This is a genomic window from Rhodococcus sp. D-6 (genome assembly GCF_040256695.1).
Classification (GTDB): domain Bacteria; phylum Actinomycetota; class Actinomycetes; order Mycobacteriales; family Mycobacteriaceae; genus Rhodococcus; species Rhodococcus pyridinivorans.
Genome location: NZ_CP132970.1, coordinates 4,888,077 through 4,913,247, shown reverse-complemented (window position 1 = coordinate 4,913,247; position 25,171 = coordinate 4,888,077). Strand labels below are relative to the sequence as shown.

Below are 25,171 nucleotides of genomic sequence, written 5' to 3'. Positions count from 1 at the left end.
TCCGGCACCGTTCACCGTCCACGACTTATAGGCTCGTGATCGTGGCATCTCCGACATCACATTCCGGCGAATGGCCGGCAGGCGCCGCCCAGGCGCGACTGCACTTCGTGTCCGGCAAGGGTGGCACCGGGAAGTCCACCGTGGCCGCGGCGCTCGCACTGGCGCTCGCCGCCGGAGGCCGCAAGGTCCTGCTCGTCGAGACCGAGGGACGTCAGGGCATCGCGCAGCTGTTCGACGTGCCGCCGCTCCCGCCGGTCGAGACGAAAATCGCGACCGCGCCGGGTGGCGGTGAGGTATCGGCTCTCGCGATCGACATCGAGGCGGCCTTCCTCGAATACCTCGACATGTTCTACAACCTCGGATTCGCAGGTCGCGCGATGCGACGGATGGGAGCGATCGAGTTCGTGACCACGCTCGCGCCGGGTCTGCGCGACGTCATCCTCACCGGCAAGATCAAGGAGACCGTGGTACGGACAGACGCGTCGGGCGCACCCGTCTACGACGCGGTCGTCGTCGACTCCCCGCCCACCGGCCGCATCGGCAGCTTCCTCGACGTCACCAAGGCCATGGCCGATCTCGCGAAGTCCGGTCCGATCCGGTCGCAGAGCGAGGGTGTGGTCCGGCTGCTGCACTCCGACCAGACCGTCGTCCATCTGGTGACCCTACTCGAGGCTCTGCCCGTGCAGGAGACGGCCGACGCGGTGGAGGAACTCGAGGCCGCCGATCTCCGGATGGGGACGGTCATCGTCAACCGCACCGCTCCCGAGCACCTGCCCGAGGAACTCGTCGACGACGTCGCCGCCGGCCGCATCGCCGGGCCCGCGATCCGGACGACGCTGGAGAAGGTGTCCATCAAGCTCTCCGACGACGATTTCGCCGGCCTGCTGACCGAGACCATCGAGCACGCCGCGGTACTCCAGGCGCAACAGGTGAGCGCCGCTCAACTCGACGAAGTGAAGGTGGCACGCATGTCCCTACCGGCCCTCGCCGACGGTGTCGATCTCGGTGGCCTCTACGAACTCGCCGACGTTCTCGCCGAGCAGGGTGTCCGATGAACGCACCGATCCGGAAGGTCCTCGACGTCGCCCGCATCCTGGACGACCGCTCGTCCCGGGTGATCGTGTGCTGCGGGTCGGGAGGTGTCGGCAAGACGACCACCGCCGCGGCGCTCGCGTTGCGCGCGGCCGAGCGGGGCCGTAGCGTCGTGGTGCTCACGATCGACCCGGCGCGGCGACTGGCACAAGCCCTCGGGGTCGCCTCGCTCGACAATTCACCGCAGAAGGTGGAGCTCGGGCCGGAGGCGAAGGGCGAGCTGCACGCGATGATGCTCAACATGCGTCGCACCTTCGACGACATGGTGCTCGAGCACTCGACGCCGGAGAAGGCCCAGCAGATCCTCGACAACCCCTTCTATCAGACCGTGGCGTCGTCTTTCTCCGGCACGCAGGAGTACATGGCGATGGAGAAGCTCGGTCAGCTCGCGCAGAGCGACGAGTGGGATCTCATCATTGTCGACACCCCGCCGTCCCGGAACGCGCTCGACTTCCTCGACGCTCCCCAGCGGCTCGGGGCCTTCCTCGACGGGCGGATGATCCGGATCTTCACGGCACCCGGGCGTGGCTTCGGCCGCCTGGTGACCGGCGCGATGGGGCTCGCGCTCAAGGCGGTCTCGACGATCGTCGGGAGCCAGATGCTGTCGGATGCGTCGGCCTTCGTGCAGTCGCTGGACTCGATGTTCGGGGGCTTCCGCGAGCGCGCCAACCGCACCTACCGGTTGCTGCAGCAGCCGGGAACCCACTTCATGGTGGTCGCGGCACCCGAACCCGATGCCCTGCGCGAGGCGTCGTTCTTCGTCGAACGACTGTCGGGCGATCGCATGCCGCTGTCGGGCCTGGTGCTCAACCGCACCCATCCGACACTGTCGGCGTTGCCGTCCGATCACGCCCTCGCCGCGGCGGACCAGCTCGCCGAGGAGGAGGGCGTGGACGCGAAGGCCGCTGAGGCCGTTCTCCGCATCCACGCGCACCGGGCCGTGATCGCCAAGCGGGAGCTGCGGTTGCTACGCAACTTCACCGCGGCGAACCCTGCCGTCCCCGTGGTCGGGGTGCCCTCGCTGCCCTTCGAGGTCTCGGATCTCGAGGCGCTGCGGGCGGTGGGCGAGCAATTGACCCGCGAGGCGTGATGTCTCGCGGGTCATGATCTCGGCGGTTCGTGTACCGGTGAGGTGGTGACTAGACCGCGCTCTGGTGCTGTCGCTGCGCCTGGAAGAAATCGGCCCAGGACTCGACCTCGGGATGCTGCTTGAGGAGAGCACGACGCTGCCGCTCCGTCATGCCTCCCCACACGCCGAACTCGACACGGTTGTCGAGGGCGTCCGCCCCGCACTCGAGCATCACCGGGCAGTGCCGGCAGATCACCGCAGCCTTGCGCTGCGCTGCGCCACGCACGAACAGTTCATCTGGATCGACTTCGCGGCAGCGAGCCTTGGAGACCCAAGCGATACGCGCTTCGGCCTGGTCGACGTCGAGTCGGGTCGTCGGGGTGGTCATGTGCATTCAGTTGCCCCTTTACTTTCCGAACGCCGGTTCGCGGTGTTCGAGGTCTGCGCCGTCCGTGTGCCGCAACGGCGCAAAACCTGCCCGTCAAGGTGTTATCTGCGTCACACTGATGTCTCAATCTAGGTAAACTGATGCCCACGCGCAAGGCGAACGAAACCTTTTCTGGTACGCACGTACAAAGTCCCACGTCGGAGGCGTTTTCACCTCGCCCGTCGTGCCACGCCCGCTCCCTGGAAACGGCCGGCCGGTCCCTCGCCACGTAGTGTGTAGGCGTGTCGATCCGAAGAACGGTGGCGAAGCTCGCTGGTTGCACGGCCCTCGGCGGCGTTCTCGTAGCAGGGATGCTCTTCCCGGCCGCGGGTGGTTTCGGGTACGTCTCGAACCGAGCCGCGGACACCGTCGACAACAGTTCCGCAGAGCTCGTCGAAGGTGTCGTCCCAGCCGTGACGACCATGGTCGACAAGGCGGGCGAGCCGATCGCGTGGCTCTACGACCAGCGTCGCTTCGAGGTGCCCAGCGACCAGATCTCCAACGAGATGAAACTGGCGATCGTCTCGATCGAGGACAAGCGGTTCCCCGAGCACCAGGGCGTCGACTGGCAGGGCACCATCCGCGCGTTCCTCACCAACACCACGAGCGGTCAGGTCGAGCAGGGCGCCTCCACGATCGACCAGCAGTACGTCAAGAACTACCTGCTCCACGTGATCGCGAAGACCGACGCCGAACGCCGCGCGGCGATCGAGACGACGCCGGCCCGCAAGATCCGTGAGATCCGCATGGCGCTGACCCTCGACGATCAGCTCACCAAGGACGAGATCCTCACCCGCTATCTGAACCTCGTCCCCTTCGGCAACGGTTCGTTCGGCATCCAGGACGCCGCCCAGACCTACTTCGGCATCGACGCCAAGGACCTGAACATCCCGCAGGCCGCGATGCTCGCGGGCATGGTGCAGTCCAGCTCGGCGCTGAACCCGTACACCAATCCCGACGGCGTGCTCGCCCGTCGCAACATCGTGCTCGACACGATGATCGACAACATCCCGGAGCGCGCCGACGAGATCCGCGCCGCGAAGGAACTGCCGCTCGGCGTGCTGCCCGAGCCCAACACGCTCCCCCGCGGCTGCATCGCTGCCGACGACCGCGGTTACTTCTGCGAGTACGCGCTGCAGTATCTCGAGAACTCGGGCCTGTCGCGCGAGCAGATCGACCGGGGCGGATATCTCATCCGCACGACCCTCGACCCCGAGGTCCAGAACTCCGTCAAAGAGTCGCTCGACCGGTTCACCAGCCCCACCGTCGACGACGTGGCCTCGGTGATGAACGTGATCGAGCCGGGCCAGGATTCGCACAAGGTCCTCGCCATGGGGTCGAGCCGCAAGTTCGGTCTCGACGCCGAGGCCAAGGAGACGGTCCAGCCGCAGCCCTACTCGCTGGCCGGTCACGGCGCCGGGTCGATCTTCAAGATCTTCACCGTCGCCGCCGCCATGGAACAGGGTCTCGGCACCTCTGCCGTGCTCGACGTCCCGTCCCGCTACAACGCCCGCGGTCTGGGCGACGGCGGTGCCCGCGGCTGCCCGGCCAACTACTACTGCGTCGAGAACGCCGCGCCGTATCCGTCGCGACTGTCGGTGACCGACGCGCTGGCACAGTCACCGAACACGGCGTTCGTCAAGCTCATCGAGGCCACCGGCGTCGACGCGGTTGTCGACATGTCGGTGCGCCTGGGTCTGCGGTCGTACCTGCAGCCCCGCACCTCCGGCTTCGGCGACCAGTCGATGGCCGAGATGCAGAAGAACCAGCACCTCGGCTCGTACACGCTCGGCCCGACGTGGATCAACGCGCTCGAGCTGTCGAACGTCGCGGCGACGCTGGCGTCGAGCGGCAAGTGGTGCCCGCCCACCCCGATCGAGGGGGTGTTCGACCGCGAGGGCAAGCCCGTGCCGATCACGCAGCAGGCGTGCGAGCAGGCCGTCGAGCCCGGTCTGGCCGACACCCTGACGACGGCGATGAGCAAGGACACCGCCGCCGGCGGTACCGCTTCGGGTGCCGCGGGGTCGGTGGGCTGGAACCTGCCGGTCGCGGCGAAGACCGGTACTACCGAGTCGCACATGTCCTCGGCATTCCTCGGCTTCACCAACCGGTTCGCCGGCGTGGTCTACACCTACGGCGACTCCCCCACTCCCGGCCAGATCTGCTCGGGTCCGGTCCGCCCCTGCTACGACGGCAATCTCTTCGGCGGTACCGAACCGGCGCGGACATGGTTCTCAGCGATGCTGCCGGTGGCGAACAAGTTCGGCTCCATCGAACTGCCCGCCCCCGATCCCCGGTACGTCCGCGGCGCGGGCAACGCCCAGGTTCCGGACGTGACGGGCCTGTCGAAGGACCGCGCGGTCCAGCGACTGCAGGACGCCGGATTCTCGGTCTCGGAGGCGACGATCGCCGGTGAGGAACGCGCCGGAACGGTGACGGGTACGTCCCCGAGCGGCTCGGCCGTCCCGGGATCGACGGTCACGCTGTTCATCAGCGACGGATCGGTCCGCGTCGCTCCCACCACGAGCGCCACCCCGGCCCGCCCGCGCGACCGCGAGGTGCCCGACACGACCCGCCGGTCGACGCCCGCGCCCATCCCGGGACGTGAGCTCGAGCAGAGCGAGTCGAGTCCGCCGGCGGAGGAGGAGTCCACTCCCACGACGACACCGAGCCGCCCCGACAACTGAGCCGCAGGGCTTCCACCGTCGGTTTACAGGCGTGAACGCACGGCTGCGGACAGGCGCTTGCCGTCGGCCTTGCCTGCCGCGATCTCAGTGGCGGCCTTCATCACCTGGCCCATGTTCTTCGGACCCGGCCGCGTGCCGAGTTCCTCCGCAACGCGCGCGAGGGCGGTGTCGACGACGTCGACGAGTTCGGCATCGGTGAGCGGGGTGGGCAGGTACTCGTCGATGATCCGTGCCTCGGCGTGCTCCTTGGCCGCGAGCTCTCCGCGTCCGTTCTCGGTGTAGACCTCGGCGGCCTCGCCGCGCTTCTTCGATTCCTTCGCGAGGACCTGGAGCACCTCGTCGTCGGACAGCTCACGCGCCTCCTTGCCGGACACCGCCTCGTTCCGGATCGCCGCGAGCAGCATCCTGAGGGTCTCGGTCCGCAGCTTGTCCTTGTCCTTCATCGCTGCGGTCAGGTCGGTCCGCAGCCTGGATTCGAGGGAGGATGTGGTGTCGCTCATGCCGGAAACGCTACGCGGGGCAGGCGAACCACGTGCGAGGACCACGCACGGCGGTACGCTGGAGAAGTGCCTGACCTGTCTGCAATTCGCCGCGTAACCCTCGGTGCTGCCGGCGCCGCCGCTCTCGGCCTCGGTTACGCCACGCTGATCGAACGGAACGCGTTCACCCTTCGCGAGGTCACGGTGCCGGTGCTCGCGCCCGGCGCGTCGACACTGCGGGTCCTGCACATCAGCGACCTGCACATGACTCCCAATCAGAAGCTGAAACAGAACTGGTTGCGCGAACTCGATGGCCTCGAGCCCGATCTCGTCGTGAACACGGGCGACAACCTGTCGCACCCGAAGGCCGTTCCTGCCGTCGTCCAGGCCCTCGGCGGACTCCTCGCCCGCCCGGGTCTGTTCGTCTTCGGGAGCAACGACTACTTCGCTCCCGTGCTGAAGAATCCGCTGGCCTACTTCGACAAGGACCACGACCGCGTCTACGGGCCTCCGCTCCCGTGGGGCGACCTGCGTGCGGCGTTCACCGAACGTGGCTGGCAGGACATGACGCACGTGCGCCGCGACATCGAGATCGGCGGCGTGCGCATCGCCGTCGGCGGTGTCGACGACCCGCATCTCGACCGCGACCGGTACGAGACGATCGCAGGTGCGGCCGATCCCTCGGCCGATCTGCGACTGGGCATGACTCACTCCCCCGAGCCGCGGGTGCTCGATCGCTTCGCCGAGGACGGCTACGACCTCGTTCTCGCGGGCCACACCCACGGCGGCCAGCTGTGCCTGCCGTTCTACGGCGCGCTGGTGACCAACTGCGGGATCGACCGGTCGCGGGTGAAGGGCGCGTCGCGCTGGGGTGCCCACATGCGACTGCACGTCTCCGCGGGTATCGGCACGTCGCCGTTCGCTCCCGCCCGGTTCTTCTGCCGTCCGGAGGCCACCCTGCTGACCCTCGTTCCGGCCTCGCGCGACACCGCGCAGCAGGCCAGCGGTGATTCGGCAGAGCGCGCCGGGTTACGTCGCTGACCAGCCGATTTAATCTTCTGCGGACTCGTGTTGTAAGCTGACCGAGGTTCAATACGGGGTGTGGCGCAGCTTGGTAGCGCGCTTCGTTCGGGACGAAGAGGTCGTGGGTTCGAATCCCGCCACCCCGACTCGTGGAAGAACTCGTCAGGGCACTTTCTCCTCACGGAGAAGGTGCCCTGACCGCATTCCGGGGCACCTTGTTCACCTCTCCGGAAAAGGACGTCCCCTCCCGTCACAAAAGATTCTTCAAGTCGGTTTTTAGGGATTGAAACAGACTTGAATACCCTAAACTGAAAGGCGGCACCGCACTCGCGAGACGCCTCGGCTCTGGTCGGGCGGGAACGGACTCGGCGGATGACGCGACGACACAGGGCCTCCCGGCAGGACGCACCGGAGAATTCCGGAGGTTCCACACTCACCAGACCACGCCCCCGGCGACGACGGTGGCTCGCCGTCCTCGTGCTCGTCGCGTGCGCGATCATCGCCGCGGGCCTTCCCGTCTACGTGGCCCCGCAGATCGAGATCGAGAACCTCAGCCCGTATCGCCGGGCGGACGCGATCTTCGTTCTCGGCGGTGCGATCTACGAGCGCTATCCCTACGCGCTCGAACTCGCACTCGAAGGCTTCGCACCCGAGGTCGTGGTGTCGAATCCCAACGGCGCGAAGGACGTCTGGCTGACGGACCTGTGCGACCACCCGCGCTACGAATTCCCCGTCACGTGCTTCGAACCGGACCCGCCGACCACGCGCGGTGAGGCCATGGAACTGCGTCGTCTCTCGGAGCAGCGCGGCTGGAACAGCGTCATCGTCGTGACGTTCGTGCCGCACGTCTCCCGCGCGCGCTTCATCCTCGACCGATGCTTCGACGGCGAACTCATCATGGCCGCCAGCCCGGCCGACATCGCCCTGTCGTACTGGGCATGGGCGTACGCCTATCAGACCGCCGGCTACATGCGGGCCTTCTCGCACACGGGGTGCTGAGCGAGCCTGCTGCGGCGCATCCGGGTCCTGACGAGCTACTCGCGTGCACCGTGAAACATCGGAGCCGTTCCCTTCGATGTGTCCGTAGCGCTCGATATCGCGCGCACGACCGACACTGGAACGAAGGTGCCCCCGATGGATTTCCCGGTTCTCGTCAAGGGGCAGAACATGCCGCTTCCGACAGACGTCTCGCAAGTCGACATCGTCCTGGGCTGGACGGAAGCGGACACCGAGGTCGACGCCTCGGCGCTGCTCCTCGCCGATTCGGGCAAGGTGAGGTCCGACGCGGATTTCGTCTTCTACAACCAGCCGGAATCGGCCGACGGTTCCGTCCGGTTCCTGGGGAACGGAGCGACGGAGGAAGGCGCGCAGGCACGCATCAGCATCGATCTCGCGACGGTGCCCGACGATGTACGCACGATCGCCTTGGCAGGCAGCCTCTACGACGGCACCTTCGGCGACCTCGGGAAGCTGACCCTACGGGTCGTGGATCCGACAGGTCGCCCCGTGGCCGAGTACATCACTGCGGACGCGAACACCGAATCCGCATTCGTGTTCGGCGAGGTCTACCGCCGGGACGGCGCATGGAAGGTCCGTGCGATCGGACAGGGATGGGCCTCCGGTCTGGCCGGACTGGCACAGGACTACGGCGTGGAGGTGGACGACGCCGCCGAGGACGACGATCGGACGCCTCCCTCGACGACTTCGGTCTCCGCAGACGAGGAAATCGCCGTTCCTCCGCAGACTCCCGAGCCCGCTCCTGCCGCGACGACCGCCACTCCCGCACGAAAGCAGTCCGGCGTACGTACGACCAAACGAACCGCCCGGAAGCCGAAACCGATCACCTTCTCCCAAGCCGAGCAGGAGAGCTGGCAACCCGCGCGCCTCTTCTCCGTAGCCGGAATCGGTGCGGGTGACGAACAGGAACGTCGAGCGACTTCCGCGCTCGTCGCGACCATGCAGGCAGTGCCCCTGTTCGCTCGTGCCGTGTGCCTTCGTCTCGGTGCTCCCGCCGGCGCTTTCGAGGGTTACCTGGAGGTGCCGTACGAGCGAGGTGAATCGCGGGTGGTACCCGATGCGGTACTCAAGGTCGCGCGAGGAAGCCGACGGTGGACGGCCCTGGTCGAGGTGAAGACGGGCAACGGCAAACTCAAGCGTGAACAGCTCGAGAACTACCTCGATGTCGCGCGTCGCAAGAAGTACGACGTCGTCGTCAGCATCTCCAACGACATTCCCGCCGCTGCGGGGGAACTGCCCGTCGCAGTGGACCGGCGCAAGCTCACCAAGGTCTCGCTTCGGCACCTCGCATGGGCGGAGATCGCTCACGAAGCACGCATGGTGCTGTCCCACGGCGAACTGGAGAGCGACCTCCAGGACTGGATCCTGCGTGAGTTCCTCCGCTATATCGATCACCCGCGCAGTGGGGTCTCGGAATTCGTCGATATGGGACGTCATTGGGTTGCTGTTCGCGACGCCGTTACGGCGGGCACACTCCGCGCCGGCGACTCCAAGGCGCTCACTGTTGCGGGCACCTGGGTCGCGTTGGCTCGCCACTTGGCGCTCCGGTTCACCGCAGAACTCGGGGTCCCGGTGACGCATGTGCTGCCGCGCCGCTTCGCGACCGATCCGGACGCACGGAACGCCCACGTCGCCGACCGGCTCGCGACCGACGGAGTCTTCGAAGCGGTGCTGCGGATCCCGGATACCGCAGGTGATCTCGTGGTCTCGGCGGACCTGCGTACCAACAAGGTCCGTTGTCGCACGACCGTCGATGCGCCTGATGAAGGCACGTCACGCAAGCGCGTGTCGTGGCTGGTCAAACAGTTGAAGGCCGCGCCCGGAAACGTGCAACTCGAAGCGGTGTTCTCCGAGCGCGGCAACGAAGCATGTGAACATCTCGACACCGTGCGTACCGATCCTCGAGTCCTCACCGAGGGTCGCGTCGGCGACATCGTGTCCTTCACTCTCGAGCAGACGTTCCCGCTGGGCAGTCGCCGCTCGTCCGGTACCGCGACGGGCTTCATCACGAGCGTGACGTCGTCGGCCGACGCCTTCTACGGCGAGGTGGTGCAGCCGCTACGGGTATGGGTTCCCGCCGCTCCCCAGCAGACGGCGCAACCGGGACCGTTACCGATGGACTCCGACGAGGACTGATTTCATCGTTCGTCGACGGTCAGGGCAGCAACCGGTCGAGGAACCGGTTGCTGAACACCCGGTGCGGGTCGTACTGCTCGAAAGCCGCGAGCGCGGCGTCCCAACCTTGCCCGGGCGGTAGGCCGGTGCGGTACATGGCCGGCACCGTCTCACCGAGGAAATCGGGGTCGCGGTAGCCGCCCTCGTCGTCGAACGCCCAACCCTTCGACCACTCGGACCGGAAGGTCGCGTAATCGCCCGAGTAGTGGGCGGCCATCCACTGCTCCATCTCGCGGAAGAAGGCCGGCATCCCGGCCGTTCCGGGGATGGAGACGACGTTCATCCAGATCGCGGTGTCCCAGTCGGGCCGGTCGGGGCGGGGACGCACCGGCGACAGGTCGGGCACACCGGCGGCGTCGACGAGCACCTCGTCGGCGTCGTCGACCTTGCACAGACGTACCTCGAACGGCATGTTCACGGGGTACTGCCCGAGCGAGGCGTAGTGCGTCATCCGCTCGTGCAGCCACGTCGTGAACTCGTTGATGACGCGGGCGATGTTGTCGCGTCTCGTCACGACGACACCGCCACCGGCAACCACACGCAGGGTCGCGGCGCGCAGGTAGAACAGCAGGTCCTTGGACCAGCCCCACAGATCTTTCGTGCCGGTCGCTGCGAGTCCCGCTGCCACCGCACCGAACTGCGACGCACCGAAGGTCGGTGTGACGCCCTGGGCGCCACGCACGACCTGTCCCAGCAGGTCGGTGAGTTCCTCGGGCAGACTGTCCGAGAAGTAGTAGTTGTACGGATCCTGCACCTCGCGGGAGGCGGCGGGCTTCTCCGGGGAGACCGACCAGATCTTGAGCCAGGGTGTCTCGGTGAAGGGGAACCAGATCGCCTCGACCCGCCCGTGCTCCTCGACGTAGCGCTCGAAAGTGCGCCCCGGCGAGCCGGGCGGGGCGAACAGTTCGCGCCACGGGATGTCGGTGAAGCTCTGGCAGCGCACCCGGTAGTTCGCTCCGGCCTGCAGCGTCACCGAAGTGACGAAGGTGCGTCCGAGGTGGGCGAGCAGGGGTCTGATCTCCGGTTCGGCGCGGCGGAACTCGCGGAGTTCGTAGGCAGCGGCCGACGGGTTCCACACCACGGCGGTCAGAGCCAGGACGAGATTGGACAGGGAGCCGAACGACTGGCCGGGGATCACCGTCTCCCCCGCCGCCGGGTAGGTGGCTCCGTGGGCACCGATCGACAGTGCCCCCGCGATGGAGATGTCGCCGATGGCGGGCGAGTTGGCCCAGCCCAGTCCGTTCGCTTCGAGCGTGGTGAGGATGGATTCGATGCTCGCGCCCCCTCCGGCCGTCACGCGCGGAGGTGCGGCGTCCGCGTCGACGACGACCTGGTTCAGCTGCGACATGGTGTCGACCAGCACGACGTTCTCGATGTCCTGCCCGGCCTCGAGGGTGAGCGGACTCCAGCTGTGCATCGATCCGCGGGGACGGATGCGGAAGCCGTGGGCGTGCGCCCAGTTCGCGAGGCGGACGACGTCGTCGGCGGTGCGCGCGGTCGCGGTCCACACCGCGTCGAACCGGATGGTCTTCGCCCAGTTGACGAACTGTTGCTGCGAGAGCGGGATGTCGGCCGGGAAGTCCGGCGGCGCCGGGATCGTGGCTGCCGGGTCGCCGAGCGGTACCGCACCCGCGAGCGTCCATCCCGTGCTTGCAAGGACGGCTGCTCCGGCGGCTGCTCCGAGAAGACCGCGACGGCTGAGGGTGGGACCAGAGGCTCGAGCGCTCACGAGGGCGGGTTCCGTTCTGTTCTGCGGGCGCGGACTCCGCGAAAATAGAACAAGTTCTCTCTATTCTCCAGTACCGCTACCGGTGTGCGGCGCCCTCGCTCCAGAACGACAGACCCGACGCCTCCAACGTGCCGAGGATGTGTTCGGGAGCGCCGTCGACCGACCAGACCGCCATCGCGACCGCCGCCACGGTGAGGGCCGGACCGAGGATGCCGAGCTCGAACGGGCCACCCGCACGGATGGACAACGCCGACGGCAGCTTGATCTCCCACCAGCGCGACCCGCGCCAGGGCACGAACGGAGCGAGGAAGGGGATTCCCTCCTTGGTGATGGCGTCGCCGAGACAGTGCGTCGCGCATCCGAGGGCCACCGCGACCCCCAGGCCCGTCGACGCAACCTCCTGCGGGAACCACGTCCACGACAGGATCGACAGCACTGCCGCGCTCAGGGTGACGACCACCCACCCGCGCTTCTTCGCCCACGACCCGAACAACCCGCGCAGTGCGAGACCGAGAGTGACGAACAGGACCCCGATGATCGCTTCCCTGCCGAAGCTCGCGACGAGTGCCGAGACTCCGGCTCCGAGCAGTGCCGCGAACAGCGCGGTGTGCGTCATGGTGCGGTGCCCGCCGCGCCGCTTCCGGTCGCGGCTGCCCTTGGTGAGCGAGTAGTAGCCGAGCGAGACCGCGTCGATGCCCCTGGCGAAGGTCTGGCTCACGGGCCCGAACGACCTCGCGACCGTCGACTGTGCCGTGTCGAGATCCGGAAGCAGGGCCGCCCCCGAACACACCGCCGCGAAGGCGAAGGTCTCCGCGGTGGACGCGGGTGCACCCCAGTCGGTAGGAAGCAGATCTGCGACGACGAGCCCCACCAGCGCCCCGGATACTGCATGGGTAGGACCCATCACCATGTCGGACAACACCTTTCGACGAACGAGCGCGAACCCGACCCGGCGTGACGACGCCGGCCCCGGATCTCCAACCTAACAACCACAGCCGACACACCTGTCACACGCGTGTTCGAACAGCCGATATGCTCGGCAGACGCCGGCAGGGCCGCCCACCGGAGAGGTGGACGGCCCTGGCGTCTGTGCCGGATTCCTCGTTTGCGAGGAAGATGGAGTTGTCGTCGTCGGATGGAGGGAGAGCGACATGGACACCACGCTGATCGTGCTGGCGCTGGCAGCCCTGATCTACTGGTGGGGACTGCTCTGATCCCGCCGCATCTCCCCCGGTGACGGGTCAGGCTCCGGCGCGCACGCCCGCCTCGACCCGCTTGCCGAGCTCCTCGTCGACGTTGCGCCAGTACTCGAAGATCCGCTCGTAGAGCGCCTCCGAGGTACCGCCGAGGACGTGTCCGACGATGTTGTTCACGAGGCGTTCGCGCTCCGCGTCGTCCATCACGTCGCGGACGAGGGTGCCCGCCTGACCGAAGTCGTCGTCCTCTGGGTGCTGCACGTAGCCCGCGCGCACGGCCTCGGTTCCGAAGTTCCACAGACCTTCGTCGCCGGCCCGCTCGGGATCGGCATGCGGACCACCGAAGCTGTTCGGTGCGTAGACCGGGGTCTGCGGATCGTTGAAGGTGAAGGCCATGTTGCCCTCCTTGCTGTAGGAGTCGACACGGGCGGCCTTCGCGGAGTTCACCGGCAGCTGTGCGTGGTTGACGCCGATGCGGTAGCGGTGGGCGTCGGCGTAGGAGAACACGCGGCCGAGCAGCATCTTGTCGGGCGAGAAACCGATGCCCGGCACGACGTTCGACGGGGCGAACGCGGCCTGCTCGATCTCTGCGAAGAAGTTGCGCGGGTTGCGGTTCAGGGTCATCGTGCCGACCTTGATCAACGGGTAGTCCTTTTGCGACCACACCTTGGTCAGGTCGAACGGGTTGAACCGGTAGTTCTCCGCCTCCGCGACCGGCATGATCTGCACGTGGAGCGTCCAACTCGGGAACTCGCCACGCTCGATCGCCTTGTAGAGGTCGGCGCGGTGGTAGTCGGGATCCGAGCCGGCGAGGCGGTCGGCCTCGTCCTGGGTGAGGAACTCGATGCCCTGGTCGGTCTTGAAGTGGTATTTCACCCAGAAGCGCTCACCGTCGGCGTTGATCCATTGGTAGGTATGCGAACCGAAGCCGTCCATGTGGCGCCACGTGCGCGGCAGGCCACGGTCGCCCATCAGCCAGGTGACCTGGTGTGCGGTCTCGGGGCGCAGGGTCCAGAAGTCCCACTGCATCGTGTGGTCGCGCAGGCCGGAGCCGGGCAGGCGCTTCTGCGAGTGGATGAAGTCGGGAAACTTGATCGGGTCCTTGATGAAGAAGATCGGCGTGTTGTTGCCGACCAGGTCGTAGTTCCCGTCCTCGGTGTAGAACTTCAAAGCGAAACCGCGCGGGTCGCGCCAGGTGTCGGGGCTGCCCTGTTCACCGGCGACCGTCGAGAAGCGTGCCAGCATCTCGGTTTTCACGCCCGGCCGGAACAGCTTGGCCTTCGTGTAGGCGGAGACGTCCTCGGTGACGACGAGCTCACCGAACGCGCCGGCGCCCTTGGCGTGCACGACGCGCTCGGGCACCCGCTCGCGGTTGAAGTGCGCGAGCTTCTCGACCAGGTAGTGGTCGTGGAGCAGGATCGGCCCCTGGGTGCCCGCGGTGAGCGACTCGTTGTCGCTGGCGACGGGGATACCGACGTTGTTCGTGGTGTAACGGGCATTCGTCATGGTGACCTCCGTATACGGATGTTCCGGGTCTCGGGACACGAAGCCGGTGGTTCGGCCCGCGGAGGGGCCGGACCACCGGTGAAGCGAGTGGGCGCTAGTCGGCGCGGCAATCGGGGCACAGGCCCCAGAAGGTGACCTCTGCTTCGTCGATGACGAAGCCGTGGTCGTCGGACGGCGTCAGGCAGGGCGCGGCCCCGACCACGCAATCGATGTCGACGACCGTGCCGCATGCGCGGCACACGAGGTGGTGGTGGTTGTCGCCGATGCGGGTCTCGTACCGTGCGGGTGATCCGGCCGGTTCGATCCGGCGGAGCAACCCGTTCCCCACGCATGCCTTGAGTACGTCGTACACGGCCTGCGTCGACACCGAGCCGAGTTCGTCGCGCACGTGGGCGGCGATTCCGTCCGCATCGGAATGCGGATGCTCGGCAACGGTTCTCAGTACGGCAACGCGGGGAGCGGTCACCCGCAGACCCACGGAGCGCAGTTGCTCCTTGGGGTCGAAGTGATGCTCGTGTCCTTGTTGCATGACACCAAGTATGCCCCTTTTCTGGAATAAGTCAAGAAAAGGATCGGTGCGGTGCCCGTCACGCCCACTTCGGGTCTCCGATCGGATCAGAGGTCGGTGTGGTCGGCGCCCGCCGGCGCCCGGCGCGCCTCGGTCGTCTCTCCGCACGGCCGGATACTCACCGAGTGTCGAATCGGAAAGTGCGAGCTAGTCTTTCGTCAGGTAATCGGTCCGCACGTATCCCGGTTCGATCAGATTCACCCCGATACCGAGATCGGCGACCTCCGCGGCGAGCGCTTCCGTCAGGGCCTCGAGCGCGAACTTGCCCGCACTGTAGAGCCCCCAGCCCGGGAAGGTCGTGAGCCCCAGGATCGACGAGACGTTGACGATGTGCCCGCGACGGTTGCTCCTGAACACCGGAAACGCCGCCCCATCACGTTCAGCACCCCGAAGATCTGCACGTCGAACATCGCGTGTGCGTCGGCATCGGCGATCTCCTCGACGGCGGAGAGACCGGCTGACCTACATACGCGACACGACTCGCGACGCGCCCGTGGACATCCGTCCGGAGGTGATGACGATGCCGTGGTGGGTGCCGGGGCGAAGCCAGCGGCTCAGCGTCGGTCCCTCCGCCGCGACGGTCACCCGCGCGTAACGGAACTTCCCCCGCAGCCGGGCGGTGGCGCGTTCGACGGCGCCGCCGGGGATCGGCTGCGCGAAGGTCAGTCCACCTGCGATCGGCAGTTCCGGGCCCTTCGGCGCGGCCGAGGTGGCCACGCTCCATCGGGCGCCGGTCGCGGAGAAATCGCCGAGGACGTCGCCGTCGAACTTCGCGAGCACCTTCGGCAGCTTCCAGTGTTCGCGACCACCGTGCACCGACGGCTCGGAGTCGACGGCGATGAACGGCACCGCCATCGCCGGGATCAGGTCGCGGCGCAGCACCGGGCTGGCCAGCACCTCGCGGTACGGCCCGACCGGCGAGTCGAGGTAGTCGACCATCATCGCGAGGGTGATGGGCAGGGTCGCGCCGGTCGGCCCGTACTGGGAGGCGTCCGGGGTGCTGCGATGCCACCACAGGGTGGCCCGCACGGAGGCCGGCCATGGCGGTGGCGGCGAGACCGGATAGTCGGTGCGTTCGTCCTCGCTCTCAGGCACTGTCCAGAGCACGGGCGCTCTCCTTCCGAACGGGGGTGATGGGCAGTCGCAGCGCCGCCGGGGCCTCGACGGGCACGGCCGGACGCACGGGCTGCACGGGCTGCACGGGTTCGTAGGCCGACCCGAGCGGAGGCCGGTTGTCCTTTTCCCCCTTGTTCGGCCACAGCGCCAGCGCACGTTCGGCCTGCGCGGTGATCGTGAGGGACGGGTTCACGCCGAGGTTGGCGCTCACCGCGGAGCCGTCGACGACGTGCAGACCCTTGTGCCCGTAGACACGCAGGTACGGGTCGACGGTGCCGGTACGCGGCGAATCGCCGATCGCGCACCCGCCGAGGAAGTGCGCGGTCATCGGGATGTCGAACAGGTCGGCGATCGAACCACCGGCGTCGCCGTCGATCTTGTCGGCGACGCGGCGGACCGCTTCGTGGCCCACCGGAATCCACTCGGGCGGCGGAGTGCCCGGCCCCTGCTTGCTGGTCAGGCCCCGGCCGATCGGCGTGCGCCGGGTCGCGAGCTCGAGAGAGTTGTCGTCGGTCTGCATCACGAGAGCGATGACCGTGCGCTCGGACCAGTTCCGGACCGACAGCGAGCGGAGGAAGGCGGCGGGATTCTTCGCGGCGACACCGAAGAACTTCAGCAGTCGCGGCATCCGCGTGCCACCGTCGATGAGCAGCGCCTGGAGCAGACCGATCAGGTTGCTGCCCTTGCCGTACCGCACCGGTTCGATGTGGGTGTGGTCGTCCGGGTGGAAGGACGACGTGATGGCCACGCCCTTCGTGTAGTCGACGACGCGATCCTGCGCGGTCGCGGCGAGCACCGCCTCGGAGTTGGTGCGCACCACGGTGCCGAGGGCCGGAGACAGGTTCGGCAGGTCGCCGGTCTCGCGGCTCGCGAGCAGCAGGCGCGCCGTACCGTAGGTACCGGCCGCGATCACCACCTGGTCGGCGGTGAAGACCTTGCGGCGCTTCCTGATGCCGTTCGTGCTGCGGGTGTGGACCTCATACCCACCACCGGTACGGGGCACCACACGGGTCACCGTCGTGAGGGCGTGGATGTGCGCGCCGGCCTTCTCCGCGAGGTAGAGGTAGTTCTTGACGAGCGTGTTCTTCGCTCCCACACGGCAACCCGTCATGCAGCTTCCGCACTCCGTGCAGCCGGTGCGGTCGGGGCCGGCTCCACCGAAGAACGGGTCGGGCACCGTCCTGCCGGGCTCGTCGAAGAACACACCGACCGGGGTGGTCGTGTAGGTGTGGCCGACACCCATCTCGTCGGCGACCTGGCGCATCACCTCGTCCGCGGGCGTGATGCTGGGATTGGGGCGGACGCCGAGCATCCGTGCCGCCTGGTCGTAGTACGGCGTCAGTTCCGCTTCCCAATCGGTGATGTGACCCCACTGCGGGTCGCGGAAGAAGGGCGTCGGCGGCTTGTACAGGGTGTTGGCGTAGTTCAGCGACCCGCCGCCCACACCGGCTCCCGCCATGACGAGCACGTTGGGCAGCAGGTGCATGCGCTGCACCCCGTAGCATCCCACCTGCGGCGCCCACAGGTACTTGCGCAGCCGCCAGCTCGTCTCGGGCAGCTCGTCGTCCTCGAAACGCCGTCCGGCCTCGAGAACTCCTATCTTGTATCCCTTCTCGGTGGCGCGCAGTGCTGCGACGCTGCCGCCGAATCCGGATCCGATGACGAGGACGTCGTAATGGGTCATGCGCCCGCCCCTGCCGTCGCTCTGCTTCATGCGCCCGCCCCTGCCGTCGCTCGGTGTTCCGTGTAGCTCTCCGGGTCGAACTGCTTGGTCCGCGCCCGGTACTGCCACGTGAAGGTCGGCCACATCACGGAATTGCGGCCCTTCTCGTCGATGTACCAGCTGCTGCAGCCACCCTGGTTCCAGACCGTGTTGTTCAGCGCCGGGTCGAGATCGGCGGTGTAGCGGCGCACCGCGTCGTCGCGCACCTCCACGGCCGAGATGCCGTGACGCTCCATCGTGCGCAGCGCGTCGGAGATGTAGTTGGCCTGGGATTCGAGCATGTACACGATCGAGCTGTGGCCGAGATTGGTGTTGGGGCCGTACATGAGGAACAGATTGGGGAAGCCGGGCACGGTGATGCCGAGATAGGCCGAGGGGCTGCCGTCCCAGGTCTCGGCGAGGGTGCGGCCGTCGCCACCGCGGATATGGTGCGCGACCGGCGGTTCCGTCGGCGTGAAACCGGTACCGAAGATGATGGTGTCGACCGGGTACTCGGTGCCCTTGTCGTCGACGACACCGTTCTCGGTGACCGCTGCCAGACCGGAGGACACCACGTCCACCTTCGGGCGGGTGATGGCCGGGAACCAGTCGTTGGACAACAGGATTCGCTTGCAGGTGATCGCGAAATCGGGGGTCAGGCGCTTGCGCAGCTCAGGATCGCGCACGTTCTTGCGCAGCACCTGGCGTGCCCGGACCTCGAACAGCGGCAGGAGGTACTTGCGGGCGAAGGGCTTCGTCATGCCGACGACGTAGATCTCCCTCTGCCCGTACACGAATCCGCGCATGAGCTTCTGGGCCAGGGAGAAGCGCCGGTAGAGCGTGCGGACCGACCGCGCGATGACGTGGTCGTGCTTGGGCATCACCCAGGAGGCCGTGCGCTGGAACAGCGTGAGATGTTCGACGCGGTCGACGATCGCCGGCACGAACTGGATGGCCGACGCGCCGGTACCGATGACGGCGACACGCTCACCCGTGAGGTCGTGGTCGTGATCCCACTCGGCGGAATGGAACTTCTTGCCGCGGAACAACTCCAGGCCGGAAACTTTCGGATAGGTAGGTGTGGAGAGGGCGCCGGTCGCGGCGACGAGCACGTCGGCCGTCAGGTCGCCACGGGAGGTGGAGATCCGCCACACGGCACGCTCGGCGTCCCACTGCGCCGCGCGCAGTTCGCACCCGAACATCGTCCGGTCGGTCACGCCCTGCTCACGTGCAACACGGCGGAGGTACGCGTAGATCTCCTCCTGGGTGCCGTACGCTCGCGACCAGTCGGGTTCGGGCGCGAAGGAGAACGAGTACAGCGCGCTCGGAACATCGCATGCGGCACCGGGATAGGTGTTCACGCGCCAGGTTCCGCCGACGTCGTCACCGCGCTCGAGGACGAGGACGTCGGCGTCGGGGTTCTCGCGCAACAGCGTTGCGGTCATACCGATGCCACCGAAGCCCGCGCCGACGACGAGCGTGTGCACGTGGTCGGGAAGCAGTGCGAGACTCATTTCATCACCAGCGCCTTCCAGACCGGGAGCAGGCGCTCCCGGAATTCTCGATCGGATTCGGGGGTACGCATCAGGGCCGAGACGGCGAAGCCCCGGGCGATCTCGATGCTGAGGTCGATGTGGTCGGGCGAGACCCGGTCGCCCATGATCTCCAGGCAACCCGTGCGGAGCGCGTCCGACACCTTGCGTTCGAGCGGGATCATCGCCTCGTGCAGGGACGGATCGGTCCGCGCCGCGACCCACAGTTCGAGCGCTGCGGCGAAGAGCGGGCCGGAGAAGGCATCCATGAGCGTTTCGAAGCCGTGCTCCGGATCGGGTCGTGTCTCGAGGATCTCCTGCAGCCGCCTGTCGACGAGGTGCCCGACCGCCGCGACGACAAGGCTCTCCTTCGTCGGGAAGTGGTGGAGCTGGGCGCCTCGCGAGACTCCGGCACGTTTGGCGATGCCCTGCGTGCTGGTTCCCGAATAGCCATGCTCGACGAGCGAGTCGACCGCGGCGTCGAGCAGCTTGGCTCGCGTCGCGGCTGTGCGTTGCGCCTGGGTGCGACCACCGTTCGGCGCAGTGTCCTGGATCACGCATCGCAGCGTAACGGGAAAACAACAAACAGTCCAGACTGCTTGTAAATATTTCTCGGGTATACCGGATCAGGCCCGAAACGCGACGGAGCGGGTGGACCCGAAGAGGTCCACCCGCTCCGTCGAGAAGGTCGGAAGGTCGCCTAGACGAGCAGCTCAGCGATCTGGATGGTGTTGAGAGCAGCACCCTTGCGCAGATTGTCGCCCGAGACGAAGAGCGCGAGACCGCGGCCTTCAGGAGCACCCGGATCCTGACGGATGCGGCCCACGAGCGAGACGTCGTCGCCCGCTGCGGCGAGCGGGGTCGGCACGTCGACGAGGCGGACGCCCGGAGCGTTCGCGAGCAGCTCCTGCGCACGCTCGACCGACAGCGGCCGCTCGAACTCGGCGTTGATCGACAGCGAGTGGCCGGTCACGACGGGAACGCGCACGCACGTGCCCGACACGAGCAGGTCCGGCAGGCCGAGGATCTTGCGCGACTCGTTGCGCAGCTTCTGGTCCTCGTCGGTCTCACCCGTTCCGTCGTCGACGATCGAGCCGGCGAGCGGCACGACGTTGAACGCGATGGGCGCGACGTACTTGTTCGGGGCCGGGAAGTCGACGGCGTCGCCCGCGTGGACGAGCTTGTCGGCCTCGTCGGCGACGGCACGCACCTGGCCGACGAGTTCCTCGACGCCCGCCAGTCCGCTACCGGAGACCGCCTGGTAGCTCGACACGATCAGGCGCTGGAGTCCGGCCTCGTCGTGCAGTGCCTTGAGCACCGGCATCGCGGCCATCGTGGTGCAGTTCGGGTTGGCGATGATGCCCTTCGGTGGGTTCTTCACCTGCTCCGGGTTGACCTCGCTGACGACGAGCGGAACCTCGGGGTCCTTGCGCCATGCCGACGAGTTGTCGACGACGATCGCACCGGCGGCCGCGAAGCGCGGAGCCTGTTCCTTGGAGAGGGTGCCACCGGCCGAGAACAGCGCGATGTCGATGCCCTTCAGATCCTCGTCGGAGGTCGCCGCGACGTCCTCGACCACGATCTCCTCACCGCGGAACGGTAGCTTCTTGCCGGCCGAGCGGGCCGACGCGAAGAACCGAACCGTGTCGGCCGGGAAGTTGCGCTCCTCGAGCAGGGTGCGCATGACGATACCGACCTGCCCCGTGGCGCCTACGACCGCAATGGTCTTGCCCGTCGCTTCGCTCGCCTGATTGGTGGTCACGATTACCGCCCCGTTCCTGCGTGCACGACGGCCTCTTCTTCGCCGCCGAGCTCGAATGCCGCGTGCAGAGCGCGCACGGCGTCGTCGAGTTCGTTGTCATCCACGAGCACGGAGATGCGGATCTCCGACGTCGAGATCAGGTCGATGTTGATGCCGGCGTCGGCGAGAGCCTCGCAGAACTTGGCCGTGACGCCGGGGTGGCTCTTCATGCCGGCACCGACGAGGGAGACCTTGCCGATGTGGTCGTCGAAGAGGACCTGGGTGAAGCCGATGTCGCCCTGCTGCTTGGTGAGGAGCTCGACCGCGCGCGGGCCGTCACTCTTCGGGCAGGTGAAGGTGATGTCGGTCTTGCCGGTCTCGACCTTCGAGATGTTCTGCAGCACCATGTCGATGTTGATCTCGGCGTCGGCGACGGCGCGGAACACCTTGGCGGCGTAACCGGGGGTGTCGGGGATACCGACGACGGTGATCTTCGCTTCGCTGCGATCGTGCGCAACGCCGGTGATCAGGGCCTCTTCCACAGGGATGTCCTCCATCGATCCGGACACCATGGTGCCGGGCTTGGTGGTGTACGACGAACGAACGTGCACGGGCACGTTGTAGCGGCGGGCGTACTCCACGCACCGCAGCATGAGAACCTTCGCGCCGCACGCGGCGAGCTCGAGCATCTCCTCGAAGGAGACCTTCTCGAGGCGCTGCGCGTCCTTGACGATGCGCGGGTCCGCGGAGAACACGCCGTCGACGTCGGTGTAGATCTCGCAGACGTCCGCGTTCAACGCGGCGGCGAGTGCGACGGCGGTCGTGTCCGAACCGCCACGACCGAGAGTCGTGATGTCCTTGCTGTCCTGGCTCACACCCTGGAAGCCGGCGACCAGCACGATGCTGCCCTCGTCGAGGGCGGTGCGCACACGGCCGGGGGTGACGTCGATGATCTTCGCCTTGCCGTGGCTGCCCGTGGTGATCACGCCCGCCTGGGAACCGGTGAACGACCGGGCCTCGGCGCCGAGCGAGTGGATCGCCATCGCGACGAGGGAGTTGGAGATGCGCTCACCGGAGGTGAGGAGCATGTCCATTTCGCGGGCCGGCGGGGCCGGGCACACCTGCTGTGCGAGATCGAGGAGTTCGTCGGTCGTGTCTCCCATAGCCGAGACGACGACCACGACGTCGTTGCCCGCCTTCTTGGTCTCGACGATCCTTTCAGCGACGCGCCGGATCCGCTCGGCCGTCGCGACCGAGGATCCTCCGTACTTCTGGACGACGAGTGCCACGCTGGCCAACCTCCGGGTCTCGGGAACAAGTCCAGTGGCCCAGCTTACCGACCGCGGCTTCCATCGACCCGGGGCGTCTCAGGAAAGTGTCGTGCGCAACAGGATGACGTTGTAGTCGCCCCACCGCGAGACGGTGAAGTAGAGATCCGTATCCGTGGACCACGGGTGGATGAACGGAGCGTAGAGACCACCGATCTCGCGGTGGAGGACCAGCACGCGGGCCTCGCTCCACGGCCCCTCGGGTCTCGCGGACGTTCTCATCTCGATCGTGCCGTTCGCCTCGTTGCCGTAGAGCATGACGAACTCACCGCCCAGGAACTGCACCGACATCTCCCCGACGGCGGGTGGCACGTCCGGTGTGGCAGCTGCTGCACCGTTCGCGGGAGTGCCCCGAGCCGCGGTCCTGATGATCCCGTGCCGGTGATCCCGTGCCGAAGGATCCGGAGCCCGAACCCGAGCCGGGGAGTTCCCGAGTCGCAGGGTTGGGCGTGCGCCGCGGGGGCGGAGACCGCTATGAGTCCGAGTGCGAGCAGTGCAAGTACCGCTGTCAGGCACGTTCGTATCGATCGGGTCACGACATCACCGCCGCCCGGTCACACGGGACGCATGCGTGTGGGAGGTGCCACTTGGTCGAGGTGGGGTATGGCGCGATACACTGCTGGGCATGCAGCGCGTGCTTCTCCTCGGCCGCCGCGGCGGGATCTGACCAGACCGGCTTCCCGTCGCGGGGTTTCGACGCGCCGGTCGATATTCGATCTGGGCCCACAGGTCCCCTTTTCTCTTTGGAGTTACGTCATGTCACCCGCCGACGCTTTCACCTCCGGCTCGCGCACCATCACGCCGCCGAGCAAGCCGGCCCCGGCCGACCAGCCGTCGTGGAACGAGCAGAAGAACTCGTCGATGCCGACCTACCGGTACCGGCCGTTCGCCGAGGAAGTCGAGTCGATCGCGCTGCCCGACCGCACCTGGCCCGACAAGATCATCGATCGCGCCCCGGCGTGGTGCGCCGTGGACCTGCGCGACGGCAACCAGGCGCTGATCGACCCGATGAGCCCCGCCCGTAAGCGGCGCATGTTCGATCTGCTCGTACGCATGGGCTACAAGGAGATCGAGGTCGGTTTCCCGTCCGCGAGCCAGACCGATTTCGATTTCGTCCGCGAGATCATCGAGGACGGCGCGATTCCCGACGATGTCACCATCCAGGTGCTGACGCAGTCCCGCCCCGAACTGATCAAGCGCACCTTCGAGGCGTGCGCCGGGGCGCAGAACGTGATCGTGCACTTCTACAACTCCACGTCGATCCTGCAGCGTCGCGTGGTGTTCCGCGCCGACAAGGAGACCGTCGAGAAGATCGCGACCGACGCCGCGGAGTTGGTGCTCGAAGAGGCGAAGAACCACCCCGACACCAACTGGCGCTGGGAGTACTCCCCCGAGTCGTACACCGGAACCGAGCTGTCGTACGCCAAGGATGTCTGCGACGCGGTCGTCGAGACCTTGGGCGCGACCCCCGAGAACCCGGTGATCATCAACCTGCCTGCCACCGTCGAGATGGCCACCCCCAACGTCTACGCCGACTCGATCGAGTGGATGCACCGCAACCTGGCGAAGCGCGACTCGATCATCCTGTCGCTGCACCCGCACAACGACCGCGGCACGGGTGTCGCCGCGGCCGAGCTGGGCTACCAGGCCGGTGCCGACCGCATCGAGGGCTGCCTCTTCGGCAACGGTGAGCGCACCGGCAACGTCTGCCTGGTGACCCTGGGCATGAATATGTTCAGCCGTGGCGTCGACCCGCAGATCGACTTCTCGAACATCGACGAGATCCGCCGCACGGTCGAGTACTGCAACCAGCTGCCCGTCCACGAGCGCCACCCCTACGGTGGCGACCTGGTCTACACCGCCTTCTCCGGCAGCCACCAGGACGCGATCAACAAGGGCATCGACGCGATGAAGGTCGACGCCGAAGCCGCCGGTGTCGACGTCGACGACCACACCTGGGCCGTGCCCTACCTGCCGATCGACCCGAAGGACGTCGGCCGCACCTACGAGGCCGTGATCCGCGTGAACTCGCAGTCCGGCAAGGGCGGCATCGCGTACATCATGAAGCACGACCACGGACTGAACCTGCCGCGTCGCCTGCAGATCGAGTTCTCGCAGGCCGTGCAGAAGGTCACCGACGGTGATGGTGGCGAGGTCAGCCCCAAGGAGATGTGGGACATCTTCCACGAGGAGTACCTGGCCCCGGTCTCGCCGCTCGAGCGTATCCGGCAGAAGGTCACCGCGGCCGAGACCGACGACGGTGAGGACAGCATCGCCGCCGTGCTGAAGGTCGACGGCGTGGAGAAGGAGATCTCCGGCAGCGGCAACGGCCCGCTGGCGGCCTTCGTCGACGCCCTCGAGTCGCTGGGTTACCAGGTGGCCGTTCGCGGTTACGCCGAGCACGCCATGTCCGCCGGCGACGACGCCAACGCCGCGGCCTACGTCGAGGCCGACGTCACGCGTCCCGACGGCACGACCGTCCTGGTGTGGGGCGTGGGCATCGCCCCGTCGATCACCACGGCGTCGCTGCGCGCGATGGTCTCCGCGGTGAACCGCTCGCACCGCTGATCCGTCTCCGAACCGAATGCGGTGGACCCATGAGGGTCCACCGCATTCGTCGTTTTCGGGGATTTTCACCCCGACAATTCATCTCGCAGATACCGTTTCGGGCAATTACCGCACTCTCCGGAAAGATACAGTTCCGAATGTTCGACGAGAACGAACCCGTTCACGGGTGATATCCGTCGAATTCCGCAATTTCCGTCCCGCAGAGTCGTTCTGCTC

At 67.2% G+C, this 25,171-nt stretch carries 21 protein-coding genes and 1 tRNA gene; 8 read left to right on the top strand and 14 right to left on the bottom strand.

Annotation, left to right across the window (positions count from 1 at the left end; all coding sequences use genetic code 11):
- Nucleotides 1-41: 41 nt before the first annotated feature.
- Both RBB84_RS23115 and RBB84_RS23110 read left to right on the top strand, forming a co-directional pair.
- Nucleotides 42-1,055: an ArsA-related P-loop ATPase gene (locus RBB84_RS23115; protein WP_037217256.1), complete on the top strand. Its 1,014-nt coding sequence runs from the start codon at nucleotides 42-44 to the stop codon at nucleotides 1,053-1,055.
- The gene (locus RBB84_RS23110; protein WP_006552431.1) at nucleotides 1,052-2,182 is read left to right on the top strand and encodes an ArsA family ATPase; all 1,131 of its coding nucleotides are present in this window, start codon (nucleotides 1,052-1,054) and stop codon (nucleotides 2,180-2,182) included. The genes RBB84_RS23115 and RBB84_RS23110 overlap by 4 nt, the downstream gene beginning before the upstream one ends.
- Nucleotides 2,183-2,231: 49 nt before the next feature.
- Here RBB84_RS23110 and RBB84_RS23105 read toward each other — a convergent pair whose 3' ends face one another.
- Nucleotides 2,232-2,555: a WhiB family transcriptional regulator gene (locus RBB84_RS23105; RefSeq protein WP_006552432.1), complete on the bottom strand. Its 324-nt coding sequence runs from the start codon at nucleotides 2,553-2,555 to the stop codon at nucleotides 2,232-2,234.
- Between the two features lie 293 nt (nucleotides 2,556-2,848).
- Between RBB84_RS23105 and RBB84_RS23100 the strand changes: the two genes are divergently transcribed.
- Nucleotides 2,849-5,275 (top strand): transglycosylase domain-containing protein, encoded by a 2,427-nt coding sequence (locus RBB84_RS23100; RefSeq protein ID WP_064256713.1) that lies wholly within the window; start codon nucleotides 2,849-2,851, stop codon nucleotides 5,273-5,275.
- 23 nt (nucleotides 5,276-5,298) lie between these two features.
- Here the strand turns inward: RBB84_RS23100 and RBB84_RS23095 are convergent, their stop codons facing one another.
- Nucleotides 5,299-5,775, bottom strand: coding sequence for a GatB/YqeY domain-containing protein (locus tag RBB84_RS23095; protein ID WP_006552434.1), 477 nt, complete (start codon nucleotides 5,773-5,775; stop codon nucleotides 5,299-5,301).
- A gap of 66 nt (nucleotides 5,776-5,841) precedes the next feature.
- On the opposite strand from RBB84_RS23095, the gene RBB84_RS23090 reads away from it, so the two are divergent.
- From RBB84_RS23090 to RBB84_RS23075, 4 genes are all read left to right on the top strand, one after another.
- Entirely contained in the window at nucleotides 5,842-6,795 is a 954-nt protein-coding gene (locus RBB84_RS23090; protein ID WP_006552435.1) for a metallophosphoesterase, read from the top strand.
- 54 nt (nucleotides 6,796-6,849) lie between these two features.
- A tRNA-Pro gene (locus tag RBB84_RS23085) sits at nucleotides 6,850-6,923 on the top strand.
- A 331-nt stretch (nucleotides 6,924-7,254) separates the two neighbouring features.
- Nucleotides 7,255-7,776, top strand: coding sequence for a YdcF family protein (locus tag RBB84_RS23080; protein ID WP_064256712.1), 522 nt, complete (start codon nucleotides 7,255-7,257; stop codon nucleotides 7,774-7,776).
- Between the two features lie 135 nt (nucleotides 7,777-7,911).
- Entirely contained in the window at nucleotides 7,912-9,930 is a 2,019-nt protein-coding gene (locus RBB84_RS23075; RefSeq protein WP_064256731.1) for a TerD family protein, read from the top strand.
- A 19-nt stretch (nucleotides 9,931-9,949) separates the two neighbouring features.
- Here RBB84_RS23075 and RBB84_RS23070 read toward each other — a convergent pair whose 3' ends face one another.
- The 12 genes from RBB84_RS23070 to RBB84_RS23015 all read right to left on the bottom strand — a co-directional run bounded on the left by RBB84_RS23070 (nucleotide 9,950) and on the right by RBB84_RS23015 (nucleotide 22,678).
- Complete coding sequence (locus RBB84_RS23070) at nucleotides 9,950-11,698, bottom strand: cholesterol oxidase substrate-binding domain-containing protein (RefSeq protein ID WP_064256711.1); 1,749 nt, start codon at nucleotides 11,696-11,698, stop codon at nucleotides 9,950-9,952.
- Nucleotides 11,699-11,774: 76 nt separating this feature from the next.
- Nucleotides 11,775-12,608, bottom strand: coding sequence for a metal-dependent hydrolase (locus RBB84_RS23065; protein ID WP_024102807.1), 834 nt, complete (start codon nucleotides 12,606-12,608; stop codon nucleotides 11,775-11,777).
- A gap of 331 nt (nucleotides 12,609-12,939) precedes the next feature.
- On the bottom strand, nucleotides 12,940-14,400 hold the full coding sequence (locus RBB84_RS23060; protein ID WP_019290231.1) for a catalase: 1,461 nt from the start codon (nucleotides 14,398-14,400) through the stop codon (nucleotides 12,940-12,942).
- Between the two features lie 94 nt (nucleotides 14,401-14,494).
- The gene (locus tag RBB84_RS23055) at nucleotides 14,495-14,929 is read right to left on the bottom strand and encodes a Fur family transcriptional regulator (RefSeq protein WP_024102806.1); all 435 of its coding nucleotides are present in this window, start codon (nucleotides 14,927-14,929) and stop codon (nucleotides 14,495-14,497) included.
- Between the two features lie 186 nt (nucleotides 14,930-15,115).
- Nucleotides 15,116-15,325 carry an SDR family NAD(P)-dependent oxidoreductase gene (locus tag RBB84_RS23050; RefSeq protein WP_064256710.1) on the bottom strand — a complete coding sequence of 70 codons (210 nt, stop codon included), beginning with the start codon at nucleotides 15,323-15,325 and terminating at the stop codon, nucleotides 15,116-15,118.
- A gap of 105 nt (nucleotides 15,326-15,430) precedes the next feature.
- Nucleotides 15,431-16,063 (bottom strand): hypothetical protein, encoded by a 633-nt coding sequence (locus tag RBB84_RS23045; RefSeq protein ID WP_024102804.1) that lies wholly within the window; start codon nucleotides 16,061-16,063, stop codon nucleotides 15,431-15,433.
- Nucleotides 16,056-17,768 carry a GMC family oxidoreductase gene (locus RBB84_RS23040; RefSeq protein WP_064256730.1) on the bottom strand — a complete coding sequence of 571 codons (1,713 nt, stop codon included), beginning with the start codon at nucleotides 17,766-17,768 and terminating at the stop codon, nucleotides 16,056-16,058. Before RBB84_RS23040 ends, RBB84_RS23045 begins: the two co-directional genes overlap by 8 nt.
- Before the next feature lie 26 nt (nucleotides 17,769-17,794).
- Nucleotides 17,795-19,300 (bottom strand): NAD(P)/FAD-dependent oxidoreductase, encoded by a 1,506-nt coding sequence (locus RBB84_RS23035; protein ID WP_064256709.1) that lies wholly within the window; start codon nucleotides 19,298-19,300, stop codon nucleotides 17,795-17,797.
- Nucleotides 19,297-19,875, bottom strand: a complete 579-nt coding sequence (locus tag RBB84_RS23030; RefSeq protein ID WP_064061142.1) for a TetR/AcrR family transcriptional regulator — start codon at nucleotides 19,873-19,875, stop codon at nucleotides 19,297-19,299. Before RBB84_RS23030 ends, RBB84_RS23035 begins: the two co-directional genes overlap by 4 nt.
- Before the next feature lie 143 nt (nucleotides 19,876-20,018).
- Nucleotides 20,019-21,002, bottom strand: coding sequence for an aspartate-semialdehyde dehydrogenase (locus RBB84_RS23025; protein ID WP_016693204.1), 984 nt, complete (start codon nucleotides 21,000-21,002; stop codon nucleotides 20,019-20,021).
- Nucleotides 21,003-21,082: 80 nt separating this feature from the next.
- On the bottom strand, nucleotides 21,083-22,348 hold the full coding sequence (locus tag RBB84_RS23020; protein ID WP_064256708.1) for an aspartate kinase: 1,266 nt from the start codon (nucleotides 22,346-22,348) through the stop codon (nucleotides 21,083-21,085).
- Between the two features lie 78 nt (nucleotides 22,349-22,426).
- On the bottom strand, nucleotides 22,427-22,678 hold the full coding sequence (locus RBB84_RS23015; RefSeq protein WP_064256707.1) for a DUF4185 domain-containing protein: 252 nt from the start codon (nucleotides 22,676-22,678) through the stop codon (nucleotides 22,427-22,429).
- 465 nt (nucleotides 22,679-23,143) lie between these two features.
- Between RBB84_RS23015 and leuA the strand changes: the two genes are divergently transcribed.
- Nucleotides 23,144-24,955 carry a 2-isopropylmalate synthase gene (gene leuA, locus RBB84_RS23010; protein WP_064256706.1) on the top strand — a complete coding sequence of 604 codons (1,812 nt, stop codon included), beginning with the start codon at nucleotides 23,144-23,146 and terminating at the stop codon, nucleotides 24,953-24,955.
- The last annotated feature ends 216 nt before the right edge of the window (nucleotides 24,956-25,171 follow it).